13 protein-coding genes are annotated in these 15,348 nt (G+C 64.6%); 8 read left to right on the top strand and 5 right to left on the bottom strand.

Annotated elements, in window-relative coordinates:
* Positions 1-39 precede the first annotated feature (39 nt).
* On the top strand, positions 40-246 hold the full coding sequence (locus O6X71_RS15260) for a TOBE domain-containing protein (protein ID WP_056063255.1): 207 nt from the start codon (positions 40-42) through the stop codon (positions 244-246).
* A 47-nt stretch (positions 247-293) separates the two neighbouring features.
* Here O6X71_RS15260 and O6X71_RS15255 read toward each other — a convergent pair whose 3' ends face one another.
* From O6X71_RS15255 to O6X71_RS15245, 3 genes are all read right to left on the bottom strand, one after another.
* Positions 294-2,456 carry a TonB-dependent receptor gene (locus O6X71_RS15255; RefSeq protein ID WP_353466590.1) on the bottom strand — a complete coding sequence of 721 codons (2,163 nt, stop codon included), beginning with the start codon at positions 2,454-2,456 and terminating at the stop codon, positions 294-296.
* Between the two features lie 268 nt (positions 2,457-2,724).
* A complete protein-coding gene (locus O6X71_RS15250; RefSeq protein WP_353466589.1) occupies positions 2,725-5,619 on the bottom strand; it encodes a PAS domain-containing protein in 2,895 nt (964 codons plus the stop codon).
* A 57-nt stretch (positions 5,620-5,676) separates the two neighbouring features.
* Positions 5,677-6,501, bottom strand: coding sequence for an N-formylglutamate amidohydrolase (locus tag O6X71_RS15245; RefSeq protein WP_353466588.1), 825 nt, complete (start codon positions 6,499-6,501; stop codon positions 5,677-5,679).
* Positions 6,502-6,517: 16 nt separating this feature from the next.
* Here O6X71_RS15245 and O6X71_RS15240 point away from each other — a divergent pair, with 16 nt between their 5' ends.
* The 3 genes from O6X71_RS15240 to O6X71_RS15230 all read left to right on the top strand — a co-directional run bounded on the left by O6X71_RS15240 (position 6,518) and on the right by O6X71_RS15230 (position 8,721).
* Entirely contained in the window at positions 6,518-7,438 is a 921-nt protein-coding gene (locus tag O6X71_RS15240; RefSeq protein WP_353466587.1) for a transglutaminase family protein, read from the top strand.
* Between the two features lie 15 nt (positions 7,439-7,453).
* On the top strand, positions 7,454-8,296 hold the full coding sequence (locus tag O6X71_RS15235; RefSeq protein WP_353466586.1) for a transglutaminase-like domain-containing protein: 843 nt from the start codon (positions 7,454-7,456) through the stop codon (positions 8,294-8,296).
* Between the two features lie 89 nt (positions 8,297-8,385).
* Positions 8,386-8,721, top strand: a complete 336-nt coding sequence (locus O6X71_RS15230; protein ID WP_353466584.1) for a hypothetical protein — start codon at positions 8,386-8,388, stop codon at positions 8,719-8,721.
* Between the two features lie 29 nt (positions 8,722-8,750).
* Here the strand turns inward: O6X71_RS15230 and O6X71_RS15225 are convergent, their stop codons facing one another.
* Together O6X71_RS15225 and O6X71_RS15220 are read right to left on the bottom strand one after the other, a co-directional pair.
* Positions 8,751-9,488, bottom strand: coding sequence for a Crp/Fnr family transcriptional regulator (locus O6X71_RS15225; protein WP_353466583.1), 738 nt, complete (start codon positions 9,486-9,488; stop codon positions 8,751-8,753).
* A gap of 92 nt (positions 9,489-9,580) precedes the next feature.
* Complete coding sequence (locus O6X71_RS15220; RefSeq protein ID WP_353466582.1) at positions 9,581-10,294, bottom strand: arylesterase; 714 nt, start codon at positions 10,292-10,294, stop codon at positions 9,581-9,583.
* Positions 10,295-10,319: 25 nt separating this feature from the next.
* Here O6X71_RS15220 and O6X71_RS15215 point away from each other — a divergent pair, with 25 nt between their 5' ends.
* The 4 genes from O6X71_RS15215 to O6X71_RS15200 all read left to right on the top strand — a co-directional run bounded on the left by O6X71_RS15215 (position 10,320) and on the right by O6X71_RS15200 (position 15,185).
* On the top strand, positions 10,320-11,018 hold the full coding sequence (locus O6X71_RS15215) for an ABC transporter ATP-binding protein (protein ID WP_353466581.1): 699 nt from the start codon (positions 10,320-10,322) through the stop codon (positions 11,016-11,018).
* Positions 11,015-13,513, top strand: a complete 2,499-nt coding sequence (locus O6X71_RS15210; protein WP_353466580.1) for an ABC transporter permease — start codon at positions 11,015-11,017, stop codon at positions 13,511-13,513. The genes O6X71_RS15215 and O6X71_RS15210 overlap by 4 nt, the downstream gene beginning before the upstream one ends.
* Before the next feature lie 107 nt (positions 13,514-13,620).
* Entirely contained in the window at positions 13,621-14,766 is a 1,146-nt protein-coding gene (locus tag O6X71_RS15205; RefSeq protein WP_353466578.1) for a YihY/virulence factor BrkB family protein, read from the top strand.
* Positions 14,766-15,185, top strand: coding sequence for a reverse transcriptase-like protein (locus tag O6X71_RS15200; protein WP_353466577.1), 420 nt, complete (start codon positions 14,766-14,768; stop codon positions 15,183-15,185). Before O6X71_RS15205 ends, O6X71_RS15200 begins: the two co-directional genes overlap by 1 nt.
* Positions 15,186-15,348: the final 163 nt, after the last annotated feature.

Genomic DNA, 15,348 nt, shown 5'->3' with positions numbered 1-15,348 from the left:
GTCGTTGCTAGACAGCGCTTTTTCAACAGGAGTACGTTCATGAAGATCAGCGCACGCAATCAGATTTCCGGCACTATCGTCTCGATCACGCCGGGCGCGGTCAACGGTTCGATCAAGGTCGATATCGGCGGCGGCAACGTCGTCACCGCCAACATCACTGAAGAAGCGATCGCCGACCTCGCACTCGCGACCGGCGATACGGTCACCGTCCTGATCAAGGCGAGCGACGTCCTGATCGGCAAATGATCACGTGCCGGCCGTTCCCGCTTCGATGCTGGAACGGCCGGTAGAGGTTACAGACCGAAGCGCAACGTCGCGCGGAAATCGCGACCCGCAAGTGGGGCGAAGTCCTTGAGGAAGCTCGTCGCGCGGCGTGCGTTCACGTCGAACAGGTTGTTCGCGCTCAGCAACAGCGTCGTCTTCGAGTCCTTGCCGAACGGGCTGAGCCCGATCGAGGCGTTGACCATCGTGTACTCGTTGGTCTTCGTCTCGAACGCGGCGATGCGGTTCTGGTCGAACACATGCTCGACCTCGACGCGCCCGTTGATCCGGTCGCCTTGCGCCTCGATTCCACCCAGCACGCGCATCGGCGGGATGCGCGGGACGGGGCCTTGGTCGACGATGTTGGCGTGGACGTAGTCGCCCAGCACGTCGGCGTTGACCGCATAGCCGCCGATCTGTGCGACCTTCACCGACGCATCTGCCTCGAACCCGTAATAGCGCGCATCGGCCTGCTGGTACTGGAAGCAGGGCAGGTCGACGGTGCGGCCCGACGGATCGGCGGCTGCCTGGCAGACCGTCGACGCGACTTGGTTCTCCGATATGTAGTTCGAGAACCAGTTGTAATAGGCCGACGCGTCGAAGCTGAAGCCGTCGCCATGTGCGTGCAGCGTGCCCTCCAAGCCCCAAGACTTTTCCAGTCGAAAGTTCGGATTGCCGAGTTCGTAGGCCTGCGTGCCGGCATGCGCACCGTTTGCGAACAGTTCCTCCGCAGACGGCGCGCGCTCGGTGCGCGAGCCGTTCAGGCCGATGCGGATGCTGTCGGTCAGCGCGTAGGAGGCGCCGAGCGAGCCGGACACCGAATGATAGCTCTGGCTGCCGCGGAAGAAGCGCAGATCGTCCTCGGGCGTGCGCGCGGCGAGATCGGTGATCTCGTAACGGACGCCGCCCTCGGCGTGAAACTTGCCCGACTCGTACTGCTGGAGCGTGAAGAGGCCGGTCTGGTTGGTCTCGTTCTTCGGCAGGAAGGCCTCGTCGCCGACCACGTTGAAGATCCGGTTGTAGAATTGCACGCCCGACGCGCCCTGCCAGCCGCCGCGGTTCGCCTGGACGACTTCGAGACGACCTTCGAGGCCCTTGTTATAGAAGGCGGTGCCGACGGAGTTGTCCTCCTCGAGTTCGAAATGGCGGTAGCTCGCCTGGCCGGCGCGGACGCGGATCTTGCTGATGAAATCGCCGCCGGTGTCGATCTCGCCGCGCAGGTCGACGCGGTTCTGCACGACGTCGAGGCGTGGCGCTTCCTGCTCCTGGCCGGGTTGCGTGGCGTAGCGGATCGGTACGCCATACAGGCTGTCGTAGTGGCTGTACGAGATGCCGAGATTGCCGTTGTCGGTGATGATCGACGCGCCTGCTCCCGCGGTCCAGGTTTCGGCCTGCGTGTTGGGCAGCTTGCCCTTCAAGCGCGCTGATGCGGCATAGTCGATCGGGTCGGCCTCGTTGGGATCGACGGGGAGCGCGGCCGTGGCCTGTGCCTGGGCGCGGGCGTCGCGCGAGAGGATGTAGCCCCCCGTACGCAGATCGCCGGACTTCAGGTACGAGCCATCGGCGTGCAGCACGAGATGCTGGCCTACCGCGACGTCACCGGCCATGCCGCCCGAGCGCTCATTGGCGGCCGAACCATAGTTGGCAATGCCGTTCACGCGGTAGCCGTTCTCGGGCACCGACCGCGGGATGCGCGTGTCGATGACGTTGACGACGCCGCCGACGGCCGACGTGCCGTACAGGAGCGCGCTGGGGCCGCGGAGGATCTCGATGCGCTCGGCGAGCAGCGGGTCGATGATGACGGCGTGGTCGACCGAGGTGTTCGAGACGTCAATCGAGCCGATCCCGTCGGTCAGCACACGAATGCGATCGCCTTGGAAACCGCGAAGGATCGGACGCGATGCGCTCGGGCCGAACGACGATGCCGACACGCCGGGCTGGCGCGCCAGGGTCTCGCCGATCGACGGACGCAGTTGGCGGGTGAGTTCCTGACCGGTCAGGACTGTCGTGCCCTGCAGGACGTCGCGCTCGCTGGTCTGAATCGGTGCGGTGACGATGATGTCGCGCTGGTTGGTTGAGCCGACCGACGTCGGTGCGGGGGCAGGGGCCGGAGCATCCGTGGCGACGGTTTGCGCATGCGCCTGCGAGGAAAGGAGCGCAGCCAGGGCGGTGGCGCCGAACAGCATCGTCTTCATGAAATTCCCTTGTGTCGTCCCTGTACGACACTTCGGGTAGATTTGATGATACATCATATCAAGTGACAATGTTGCCATGAACACGAATGGCGTCGCCACTGTTACCGCGATGCAACATGGTTTGACGTTCTCCGGGGATCAAAACATCCGCCGTCATCCGGACGAAAGTCCGGATCCAGAGCCACGATTGGCGGCGTCCGTTGCTGTGGATCCGGACGTCCGTCAGAATGACGGAGTGGGGGAGGATTCGACTACTCACCCCGCCCCATTATCCCGCGACGATCAAATCCTTGATACGAGTGGCCAAGGCTTCCATCGCGAATGGCTTGGTCATGACATGCATGCCGGGATCGAGATGCCCGTTGCCGACGACCGCGTTCTCCGCATAGCCGGTGATGAAGAGGATCTTCAGATCGGGGCGACCGACGCGCGCCGCGTCCGCCATCTGCCGGCCGTTCATCCCGCCGGGGAGGCCGACGTCGGTTACCAGCAGATCGATGCGGATGTCGGATTGCAGCAGTTTCAGCCCGGATGCGCCGTCCGCCGCCTCGATCGCCGCGTAGCCGAGTTCCTCGAGCACCTCCATCACCAGCATCCGGACGGTTGGTTCGTCATCGACCACCAGCACTGTCTCGCCGGCGTTCGCCCGCGGCGCTTCGCTGTGCTCGGCTACAGTCTCGGTATCCTCGGCCTCACCGAAATGCCGCGGGAGGTAGATGCAGACGTTGGTGCCTTCGCCCACCTCGGAGTAAATTCGGACATGTCCACCGGACTGGCGCGCAAAACCGTAGATCATCGACAGGCCGAGCCCGGTGCCGAGCCCGAGCGGCTTGGTCGTGAAGAACGGATCGAACGCCTTGGCGATCACCTCCGGGGTCATGCCCGTGCCGGTATCGGACACGCACAGCGACACATATTGCCCGGCATCGAGTTCGCGCTCGCGCGCCGTCCTGGCATCGATCCAGCGATTGGCGGTTTCGATCGTCAGTCGCCCGCCGCCTGGCATCGCATCGCGCGCGTTGATGCACAGATTGAGCAGTGCGTTCTCCAACTGGTGGGGGTCGACCAGGGTCGCCCACAGCCCAACCGAGGCGACGACCTCGACCTCGACTTCGGGACCGACCGTGCGCCGGACCATATCCTCGATCCCCCCGACGAGCCGATTGACGTCGGTCGGCTTGGGATCGAGCGTCTGTCGCCGCGAGAAAGCAAGCAACCGGTGGGTCAGCGCCGCCGCACGTTTTGCAGCACCCTGCGCGGCCAGCGAGTAGCGCTCGACGTCGTTCAGCCGGCCTTGCGCGATACGGATTCCGAGTAGTTCCAAGCTACCGGTAATGCCGGTCAGCAAATTATTAAAATCATGCGCGATCCCGCCGGTGAGTTGACCGACGGCTTCCATCTTCTGGCTTTGTCGCAGCGCTTCCTCGGCAACCATGAGTTCGCGCGTCCGGGTCGCAACCTGGTCCTCCAGCGTCTCGTTCCAGCGCGCGAGTTCGGCGGTCTGGCGGCGGCTGTCGTCGATGTCGGTGTTGGTCCCGACCCAGCGAAGGATCGTGCCGTCGGGTGCGCGGACCGCGTCCGCACGGACCAGGAACCAGCGATAATTGCCATCCTTGCCGCGCGCGCGAAACTCGACACCGTACTGATCACCGGTTGCCAGGGAATGCTGCCAAGCCTTTGCCGCTGCCGGATAATCGTCGGGATGAACGCGATCTTTCCAGGTGCCGATGCCATCGAGTGTGCCTGGCTCGAGGCCGTTGAACGCATAGACTTGGCGGTTGAACCAATAGAGATAACCATCGGGTCTGGCCGCCCAGATCTGGTTGGGCACGGCTTCGGCAAAGACCCGGAACTGTTCCTCGCTCTCGCGACGTGCCGCTTCCGCCCGCAGCCGTTCGCTCGCCGTCCTTACGCGCTCGGCGACTTCGCGCATCAGTGCCAGATCGTCGTCGGTCCAGACTCGCGGAGCCCTGTGGTTCACATACAGCAGCGCGACGAGATCGTCCTGTTCGACCAGCGGCATGTTCACGAACGAGGTCGCGCTTATCGCCTTCAGCATGTCGGCCGTATCGCGAGTTCGCGGATCGCGATCGGCGTCCGCGATGGCCACCGTCCGCCCCGCTTTCAGATCCTCGATATACGAGCCATAGTCGCGAAATTGGAGCGTCCCGGCCAGCGTCGTTATACCCGGCGCGTTCCAGTCGCGCTCAACCGCGATCGTTTCGCGGACCTTCTCGATCACGCCGTAGCCGACTCGGCTCACCTGCAGGGTCGTGCCGAGGATCGCCGACGCGGCATAGGCGATCACGTCGGGATCGGTCAGGTCGCGGATCGCGTCGCTCAGGTCCAGCAACGCGCTTTGTCGCAGGTCCGCCTGCTTGCGCTTGGTGATATCAAAACTGACACCAGGAAATCGTAACGGCGTGCCATCGGCGGCAAGCCTGCAACGGCCCTGTGCAGCGACCCAGCGGATCGCGCCATCGGGCTGGACGAGACGGTACTCGGCCGCGAAGTCGCCCCCGGTTTCGAGCGCATCTGCGATCGCCGCGCGCGTCCCGGGAAGATCATCGGGGTGAATGCCGCCGAAAAACCGTTCGAGTGGCGCGCCCTTGCGGCCGAGTTCGGCAGGAACCCCGTAAAGTTGCGAGAAGCGCTCGTCTGCCTTCACGCGGTCGTTCGGAACGTCCCAGTCCCACGTGCCGATGCCGTTGCCGGCAGCCAGCGCCTGATCGAGCCGTTCTTCGCTTTCCTGCGTGGCGATGGTCGCCCGACGACGTGCCGATACGTCGGTGAACAACACTGCGACAAGGTGGGGTGTCCCGCTACCGACCGGGAAGGCGTGGACGTCGAACCATCGATCCATCGCATCCGAACCGTGATCGAACCGCGCCGGTTCGCCCGTCAGCGCAACCTTGCCGTACGCATCGAACCAGAAACGTTCGAGATCGGGGACGAGTTCGCTGGCGGTCCGGCCGACCGCATCGACCAGTCCTGTCTGACTTTCGAACTGCCGATTGACCTCGACGAACCGGTAATCGACCGCATGATCGCCATCGAACACCACCTCGATAATGCAGAACCCTGCGTCGATCGCCCCGAACAGTGCATCATACCGCTCCTGCGCCGGGTTGCCGTTGTGAGGCTGGGTCGTCGGTCGCTGCATCGTATCTCAAAGGTCGGAGGACTCGACCTCACGCAACAAGGCCGGCGAGCAAACGCATCAAGCGGGAAACCGATCCCGCGGTTCGGCCTTGATCGCGACCATCCGCTCATGTGCTGCCGGCAAGATACGGGCAAGACGGTCTGCCCATCCTTTGCAGCCCTCGGTCGAGGCCAGCAAATCCTGTCGGATTTCGATCTCCGCATAGGCGCGGGCAGGGTAGGCGTGGCGTGGGATCGTGAAGTCTATCAGGTCCATGCGGTAAGGTTCGTTGTCGCCGACCGTGAGATCCGCCTCCATCCGCAACTCTGCGAGCAGGGCGTGCGCGAACAGGGTGTCGCCGCCGTCGTGCAGGATGCCGATTTGCCACGGGCGCGCCTGCTCCCGCAGCGGGCCGCTCATCATCGGTGTGAAGCTGTGGAGCGCGATCACCACCGTGGGGATGTCAAGTGCGTCTCGCCGTACCAACTCGGCGTTGATCGCGGCATGATATGGCTCGTGAATTTCGGCAAACCGTGCCGCGCGATCGTCTTCGTTCAGCGCCGCGTTCCCCGGCACCACCGTCCCGTCGCTGACGGCAGCGATGACGTCCGTCTGGTCGGGGCTGCGGTTGCAGTCGATCACCAGCCGCGAATAGGTCTGGCGCACGAACACCGCGTCGAGCCGCTCGGCCAGCAACGTGCCCAGTTCGCCAATGCCGATATCCCAGCCGATATGCCGGGAAAGGTCCGCGTCACTCAGGCCAAGCGATCCGAGACGGGCGGGCACGACTTTCCCCGCATGATCGCCGATCAGCAGGAACGATGACGCACCTCCCGGGTTGATCACCGTGACCGGAGAGGTATCCTCGGTCGTAAGCAGCGATTGGCTGACAGTGCTGTTCATGCGACACGGATCCTCGATGCCATCTCTAACGCTCTCTCACGTAACGAAATACTCCTACCGCCAGCCGGTGGCGTTTGGCGAGCACCGGATCATGGTCCGGCCACGAGAAAGCTACGACCAGCATCTTATCGACGCCCAGCTGACGATCACGCCGGAGCCGTCGGACGTGCGTTGGCTGCAGGACGTGTTCGGTAACTCGGTCGCGATCGCCACGTTCGACAAGCGCGCGAAGGACCTGGTCTTCGACAGCCGGATCCGGCTGAACCATAGTCCGGCCGAACTGCAGAACGTCGATATCGAGCGTTACGCACGCTTTTATCCGTTCACCTATTCGTCTGAGGAAATGCCCGATCTGCTGCGCTCGATCGAGCGCCAGCATCACGATCCGTTGCGCGAGATCGACACCTGGGCTCGGCGCTTCGTCGGTACCGGCGGGCGGACCGATACGCTCGCGATGCTGTCGGAGATGACCGCCGCGATCAAGCGCGAGTTCACCTATGTGCCGCGCCCTGAAAAGGGCACGCAGTCGCCGATCGAGACGCTCGCGACGCGAAAAGGGACGTGCCGCGATTACGCGATGCTGATGATCGAGGCGGTTCGTGCGCTCGGCTTCGCGGCGCGCTTCATCTCTGGCTATGTCTACAACCCGAGCAGCCGCGAGCAGCGTACCGGCGGCGGCAACACCCACGCCTGGGTCCGCGTCTACCTTCCCGGCTCCGGCTGGGTCGAATTCGATCCGACCAACGGCATCGTCGGCAATCGCGGCCTGATCCGCGTCGCGGTCGCGCGCGATATTTATCAGGCGGTCCCGATCTCGGGCACGTGGAGCGGGTTTCCGGGAAGCTTCCTCGACATGAGCGTATCGGTGAACATCACCGTCGACGACGCCGCCAACGAGCATCCCATCGATTTTCAACATGCGGCGCTAACAGCCTGAACCGGGGGAACTTCTATGCTGATTAGGGCAGGTTACGACATTCGATTTGAAACCGACGTTGCGACTCCGATGATGGCGATGCTCAGCCTGCATCCCTCGCGGAACAAGGACCTCGTTACTCCGCACCGGATCGTCGACGACCCCGACGTGCCGGCCTATGATTATCTCGATGCGTTCGGCAATGTCTGCACGCGGATCACGGTGCCCAAGGGCGGCTTGACGCTATCGTGCGACTTTACGGTCCAGGACAGCGGTGAACCCGATCCGGTGACGCCCGACGCGATCCAGCACGCGGTCGAGGATCTTCCCGACGACATCCTGATCTACCTGCTCGGCAGCCGCTACTGCGAGACGGACCGCCTTTCCGAAACCGCCTGGTCGTTGTTCGGCACTGTGCCGGCGGGTTGGCAGCGCGTTCAGGCGATCGTCGACTTCACGCATGACCATGTCGAGTTCGGCTATCACTTTGCACGCCCGACCAAAACCGCGTGGGACGTCTATCAGGAGCGCCAGGGCGTATGCCGCGATTTCGCGCATCTTGCGATCACGCTGTGCCGCTGCATGAACATCCCGGCGCGCTATTGTACCGGCTATCTCGGCGATATCGGCATTCCGCCGGTCGATGCACCGATGGATTTTTCCGCTTGGTTCGACGTGTATCTCGGTGGCACTTGGCATACGTTCGACGCGCGGCATAATCGTCCGCGGGTCGGCCGTATCCTAATGGCGCGGGGCAGGGATGCGACCGACACCGCGCTCACCACGACCTTCGGTCCGGCACGCTTGGTCGGTTTCGACGTCCATACGGACGAAGTCGGTCTCGAAGCCCGCGACGATGGTGGAGCATCTGCGAGGTAATCCCGTCAGAGCGTCAAGTTAGGTCTTGTCGCGGAGGACGCGATGGGCCTAACGCCACCGATCCCTTAACTTATGCTGCGATGCACAACATGACCTCGATCCCAGACCAGTCCGCCCCGGCCAACGCGAATGCCCTGTTGTTGCAGGCGATCGCGCTCCGCAAATGCATCACGGCTACCTACAACCGGATGGTCTGCACGCTGGCACCGCACATTCTTTATACCAAGCATGACGATGTATTCGTCGATGCCGTGACGCTGGAGCGCGATGGTCAGCCGCCCAAGGAGATCAAGCTCGGGACGTTCAAGCTCGCCGGGTTGAAGGACATCGAAGTGACCGATCGTCCGTTCGTGCCGGACGCGATCTTCAATCCCGGCGATATCAAGTACGACCGCGTCACGCTGTTCGTAGTCGATCGCAGCTGATTGCCGTAACCAACAATTTTCATTTAATTTCAGGCTCGCGCGGGCGGTAGCCAATCGGTTGCGATCTCGCCGTATCGATCGGTGAAACCGGTCGACTCGATCAGCGCCGCCTCATCGACGATCCTGACCCGCCGTCCGTTTCGTTCGATCACGCCGGCGCGTTCGAGGCCGCGGATCGTCCGGTTGACGTGCACCTTGGTCAAGCCAAGCGCATCGCCAATGTCGCTCTGGGTGAGCGGCAGATCGAAAGAATCGACGATGCCGCCCGCCGTGACGCGAAGCCGTGCGAGGATGTCGAGCAGCAGCGTCGACAGGCGCTCGGTCGCGCCCATCCGGCCGATCGAAGTCAGCCGATCGCTCATCGCAACGTTCTCCGCGGCGGCAATCGCATAGAGAAGCCCCGCGACACGCGGCTGCGCCAGGAACAGCAGGCCCAAATCTTTTTTGGGCAGGTCGGTGACGAGGCAATCCGAGATCGCCGTGAGCGTCGTCGAGGCCTGTGCCCAGGCGATGCTCGACGTACCGATCAGGTCGCCGGCATAGTGAAACCGCAGGATCTGGCGTCCGCCCGAGATCAGTCGGGTCGACGAATGCATCCAGCCCTGGCGGACGATATAGAGCGAGTTGCTGTCGCCCCCTTCCGCCATCAGCACGTCGCCCGCCTTGAGGCGGCGCTCACCCTGCTCGACATGCGCGATCGCCGCGCGCTCGGCGTCGGTGAGATCGAGACTGCGCCCTAGGCGAGCGGTCAGGCCACTGAATTGCATGTGAGTCCCTTTTCCTACGTCCTGCCCGCTGCGTGTTCCCGCCGCGTAGCCAACGTGCATTGCGTTCGACCCGCCGCTTCAGCGCGCCGCAGTCATTTGCCCTCTCCTAACGCCGTTTCAACCAGCGGCGCAACGCGCGCAGCAATCCGGTCGACTCCGGTTCGATTGGGATGAACGTGATCCGGCTGCATCAGTGCGGCGTCACCGATGACGCCATCTAGGATGAACGGGTAGAGCGTCGCATGATAGGTCTTGGCCAAGTCGGTCCATATCCCATTGAACTGCGAAGAATACTCCGGACCCAGATTGGGCGGCGCCATCATGCCGGTCAGCATCACCGGGATACCGCGCCGCTTCGCCTCGTCCATCATCGCCGTCATGTTGGCGCGCGTTTCGTCCGGCGAAATCTGGCGGAGAACATCGTTGCCACCGAGCCCCAGCAGGATGAGGTCGGGCTTTCGCTTCATGTTGTCGAGCGCGAACGCGAACCGCTGCCGTCCCGCTGCGCTGGTATCGCCCGAGACGCCGGCATTGACGATCGTCGCGTTGATTTCGTCCTTGCGCAACCGGTTCTGCAAGGCATCGGGCAGGCTTTGGCCGCGGTCGAGGCCGTAGCCGGCATACAGGCTGTCCCCGAAGGCTAGGATGAGGCGCTCGGGACCCTGCGGGGATGGGGTCGCAACAACCGGCGTGACCATGTTCGTCGCGGGCGGCGAGGCAGGGACTTCGGGTGTCCGATCGCAGCCGGCCAGCAACCCCGCTTGGAGAAGCGCCAGTCCGCCCCCATAAAGAGGCCAGAATCGCATCTGTTTCTCCAAGATATTGGTCTCCATGTCCGAACCTGCTTCCGCCGATATGGTGATCTCGGCGCGCGATGTCACGCTGACACTCGGCGCGTCGACTGCCGCGACGACGATCCTCAAGGGCATCGATCTCGACATCGCTCGGGGCACCAGCGTCGCGCTGCTCGGGCCATCCGGGTCGGGCAAGTCGTCCCTGATGGCGGTGTTGTCCGGCCTGGAGCGCGCGACCAGCGGCCGGGTCCAGGTGGCGGGCCTCGATTTCGGCAAGCTCGACGAGGATGCTCTGGCGCGCGCGCGGCGTGGACGGATCGGCATCGTCCTTCAGGCCTTCCACCTGCTGCCGACGATGACCGCGCTCGAGAACGTTGCCGTGCCGATGGAACTGGCCGGGATGCCCGACGCGTTCGAGCGCGCGGAAGTGGAGCTCGCCGCGGTCGGCCTTTCGCACCGGATCGGCCATTACCCCACGCAGCTCTCCGGCGGCGAGCAGCAGCGCGTGGCGATCGCCCGCGCGCTCGGTCCGCGGCCAGCGCTGGTCTTCGGCGACGAACCGACCGGCAACCTCGACGCGGCGACGGGCGCCTCGGTCATGGACCTCCTCTTCGACCGTCGCGCCGCGACCGGTGCCACCTTGATCATCATCACCCACGATCCCGCCCTCGCAGCCCGCTGCGATCGCACCATTGAACTTGCCGACGGCCTGATCGCCGCGGATCGCTTGCGGTGAGCGAATGGCGGCTGGCGTGGCGGCTTGCCCGTCGCGAACTCGATCTTCGGTTTCGCGGGCTGCGGCTCTTGCTCGCCTGCCTGTTCCTCGGCGTCGGCGCTCTGGCGGCGATCGGCAGCTTGACGCAGTCGATCGACGGCGAGCTCGCGGCCCGCGGCAGCGCGATCCTCGGCGGCGATATCGAGTTCGGCACGTCGCAACGCGCCGCCACGCCGGACGAGCGCGCCGCGATGGCGCGGTTCGGGACGGTGTCCGAAACCGTGCGGATGCAGGCGACCGCTATCCGCGGCACCAACAGCGTACCGGTCCAACTCAAGGGCGTCGACGCGGTCTATCCGCTTTACGGAACGCTGGCCGTACAGGGTGGTTCGGTCGCGAAGGTCGACGATCCCAAGGCGATCTGGATCGTCCCGGCCTTGGCGCAGAGGCTCGGCGTTGGCCGCGGCGCGCACGTCCGGCTTGGGATCGCGGACTTCACCGTCGCGGGCGTGATCGCGAACGAACCGGACCGGCTCGGTGAGGGCTTCACGCTCGGCCCCGTCGCGATCGTCTCGATGGCGGGCATCGCGCGCACGGGCCTAGTCCAGCCCGGCAGCCTGTACGAGAGTAAATACCGGGTTCACCTTTCGCCCGGCGCCTCGCCGACGACCGCGGTCGATCGGTTCAAGGCGGCGTTCCCGACCGGCGGCTGGGAAACCAAGACGCGTGATCGTGCCGCACCCGGTGCCGAACGCTTCGTCGAGCGCATGGGCCAGTTCCTGCTGCTGGTCGGACTGTCCGCGCTCGTCATCGCAGGAATCGGGGTCGGCAACGGCGTCTCATCCTATCTCGCCGCACGTCGCAGCAGCATCGCGGCCTTGAAGGTGCTCGGCACGACGTCCGGCCTGATTGCCAAAATCTACCTTCTCGAAGTCGCTGTCGTCGCCGCGATGGGGATCGTTGCCGGGTTGGTCGCGGGCGCGGTCACGGTGCCGCTGATCGTCTGGCTCGCGGGCGACGTCCTGCCAGTCGCGCCGCAATTCTCGCTTCAGTTCGCGCCGCTCGCGCTTGCCGCCGCATACGGCATGCTGATCGCGCTCGCCTTCACCGCACCTCCTCTGATCGAGGCGGGCAGCATTCCCGCAGCGGGCCTGTTGCGCGGTGTGTTCGGCAATCGGTCCGTCCCGTTACGCCGGACCTTGCCCTGGGTCCTTGGTGCAGGAGCCGCTATCGTCGCGCTCGCGCTGTCGACCGCGGACCAGCCCGGACTCAGCGCAGGTTTCGTTGCGGCGGTGGCCGGCGTCTTGCTGGTGCTGGCGGGGTTCGGTTGGGCCGTACGCCGGATCGCTGCTGCGCTTCCTCGCTCGCGCAAGCCGTTGTTGCGGCTCGCCATCGCCGGACTCCACCGCCCCGGCGCGCGGACCGGCACCCTGGTCGTCGCGCTCGGGCTCGGCCTGACGCTATTCGTCCTGCTCGCCGGCATCCGCACCAGTATCGACGCGAACATCGCGCTCACCGTCCCCAAGCGCGCGCCGGCGCTGTTCGCCTTGGACGTTCCGCCAGACCGCGAGGCGGAGTTCCGGCGGACCATCGAGGGCGTGGCGATCCATCCGGTCATCCGCACCGTACCTGCGATGCGCGGCACGATCACCGGCTACGGCACGACGCGCGTCGCCGATCTCAAGACGCTGCCCGATGGCGCATGGGCATTGCGCGGCGAACGCGGGCTGACCTATTCCGCGACCTTGCCCGAGGGCAGCGAACTCACCGCGGGTCGGTGGTGGCCGCGAGACTATACGGGTCCGCCGCTGGTCTCGATCGACGAGCGACTGGCCAAGGTGCTCGCGCTCAAGATCGGCGATCCACTCACCTACACCTTGCTCGGCGTCGAGCGGACCGCGCACATCGCTTCGTTCCGCCGGATCAGTTGGGATACGCTCGGCTTCAATTTCGTCATGGTCTTCTCGCCCAACGCAATCGAGGACGCGCCGCATAACCTCGCGGCGACGATCGAGCTCGCTCCAGGGCAGGAAGCGCTCGTCATGCGAGCGTTGCTGCCGCGCTTTCCGTCGGTTTCGGTGATCGAGGTTCGTGGCGTGCTCGGCCAGGTCCGCGACATCGTCTCGCAGATGGCGACCGCGATCACTGCCGCCGCGTCGGTGGCGATCCTCGCCGGGATCGCGGTGCTGATCGGCGCGATCGCCGCGGCGCGAGAGGCGCGTACCTATGATGGCGTGATCCTGCGTACACTCGGCGCGACCCGGCGGCAGGTGCTCGCGGTGCAAGCGCTCGAATATGCGTTCCTCAGTATCGTGCTGTCGGTACTCGCGTTGCTGCTCGGGCTCGGTGGTGCCTGGTATGTCGTCACGCAGCTCTTCAGTTTCGAATGGCGGCCGGATTACGCGACGGTGTTGGCGACGTTACTTGGCGGGGCGGGGTTGACGATGGTGATCGGCCTGATCGGTGCGTGGCCCATTCTCAGCGCGCGGCCTGCGCAGGCTTTGCGGCAACTCTGAGGGTCCGTTTGCGTCCGTGCGGCGTTGGGCCGCAATACACCGAAGGGGGCAAGACGCTGAGCACGCACGAAACACCATCCGAGCATCAGGCCACCAGCCCCTGGTCGATGTCGGCGCGCGAATGGTGGAAGGTCCTGAAGCGTACCTGGGCGGAGGGGAACGACGACAATATCGGCCTGATCGCGGCGGGTACCGCATTCTACGGGTTCGCCGCGATCGTCCCGCTGCTGGCGTCGGTCGTGCTGATCTACGGCCTAGTCGCCGACACCGCGACGGTGGTCGCGAACATCCGCGCGCTGTTCAACGTCCTTCCCGAAGATGCGGCAAGGGTAATCGGCGACCAGCTCGCGACAGTCGTCAACACGTCGGAGGGCAAGAAGGGTTTAGGCCTCGTCATCGCGCTGGGGATCGCCTTGTACGGCGGCACGAAGGGTGCGTCGTCGATCGTCACCGCGCTCAACATCGCCTATGAAGAAAAAGAAACGCGCGGGTTCATAACGTTGAACCTGCTCGCCTTCGCGATCACCGGTGGTGCGGTGATGCTGGCCCTGGTCGCGGCGCTCTCGACGGCGGCGTTCGCGCTGCTAGATAGCCTAATACCTGGCGCGCCGGAGATCCTGCTCCTGGCGATCCGTCTCGTCAGCTACGGCGTCCTTGCCTCGCTGGGCGTGACGGCGGCGGCCTGCTTGTATCGGTTCGGCCCCAATCGTCACAAAGCCAAATGGGCGTGGCTGACCCCGGGATCGCTGGCAGCGACCGTCATCTGGCTCGGTGCGACAATAGGGTTCGGCGTCTACGTGTCACGCTTCGGAAATTACGGCGCGACCTATGGCTCGCTGAGCGCGGTCATCGTGCTGCTGACGTGGCTGTGGCTCTCTGCCTACGTGTTCCTGCTCGGCGCAGAGCTGAATTCGGAACTCGAACACCAGACGACGAGCGATACGACGACCGGCGGGGCCACACCGATGGGAGCCCGAGGCGCGACCGTCGCGGATACTGTTGCGACAGACAGTAGTCCGAAGCCGATTGTCCAGCCTGCGGAGCCGGACAGGGCAGGGGTCTTGGCCCTAGCGCACTTGGGTGGCGTGCATGCAGGGTTGCCCGCATCGCTTCTGGCGCTGGGCGGTCTACGTTCGATCCGCCGTGGTTCGCCAGTCGCCGGCCTTGGCATGATCGCGATCGGCGCAGCGCTGGCACACAGGAAGCGTACCCCTTCAGGCCGAGGAACGACGAAGACGCGGGCGAATACCTGATGGCCTATGGACAGTCGATCAAGCTGTTCTTCGACGGCGGATGCCGGCCAAACCCCGGCCCGATGGAATGCGCAGTCGTCCGCAAGGGCGTCACCCATTACCGTCACGATCTGGGTAACGGCAGTAACAGCGACGCCGAATGGCTGGCGGCGATCCATGCGTTGGAGGTCGCGGCGCAAAACGGAGATCGCGATATAACGCTGCTTGGCGACTCCACATTGGTCGTCACGCAAGCCAACGGAACGGCACGGTGCCGATCGGTCGAGCTGGAAGCACACCGTGCAAAGTTCGGGGAACTCACGGGCGGTTTCGACCGGGTTCGCATACGGCACATCGGCCGAACACAGAACCTCGCCGGCATAGCGCTCGCCAAGCTACATCCTCGCGGAGGCAAACAGGGCGTCGCCGGAGGCTACTGAGTGCCTCGCCTCTGATTTTCCAGAAACTGACCTCAAACTGTAAAAAAGCGTTTGACGGGTCGGGGAGGTGGCCCTAGAGGGGTGTCACCGCAGCGGAGTGCCTCACCGGCTTCTGGAGCGGTCGCAAAAAACCGGATGCTGCAAGCTTCTCGAAAGGGAGGGG

The sequence above is a fragment of the Sphingomonas faeni genome (assembly GCF_040407505.1).
GTDB lineage: Bacteria > Pseudomonadota > Alphaproteobacteria > Sphingomonadales > Sphingomonadaceae > Sphingomonas > Sphingomonas faeni_E.
The sequence above is the reverse complement of the archived record's forward strand: the minus strand, read 5'-3'. Positions and strand labels throughout refer to the sequence as shown.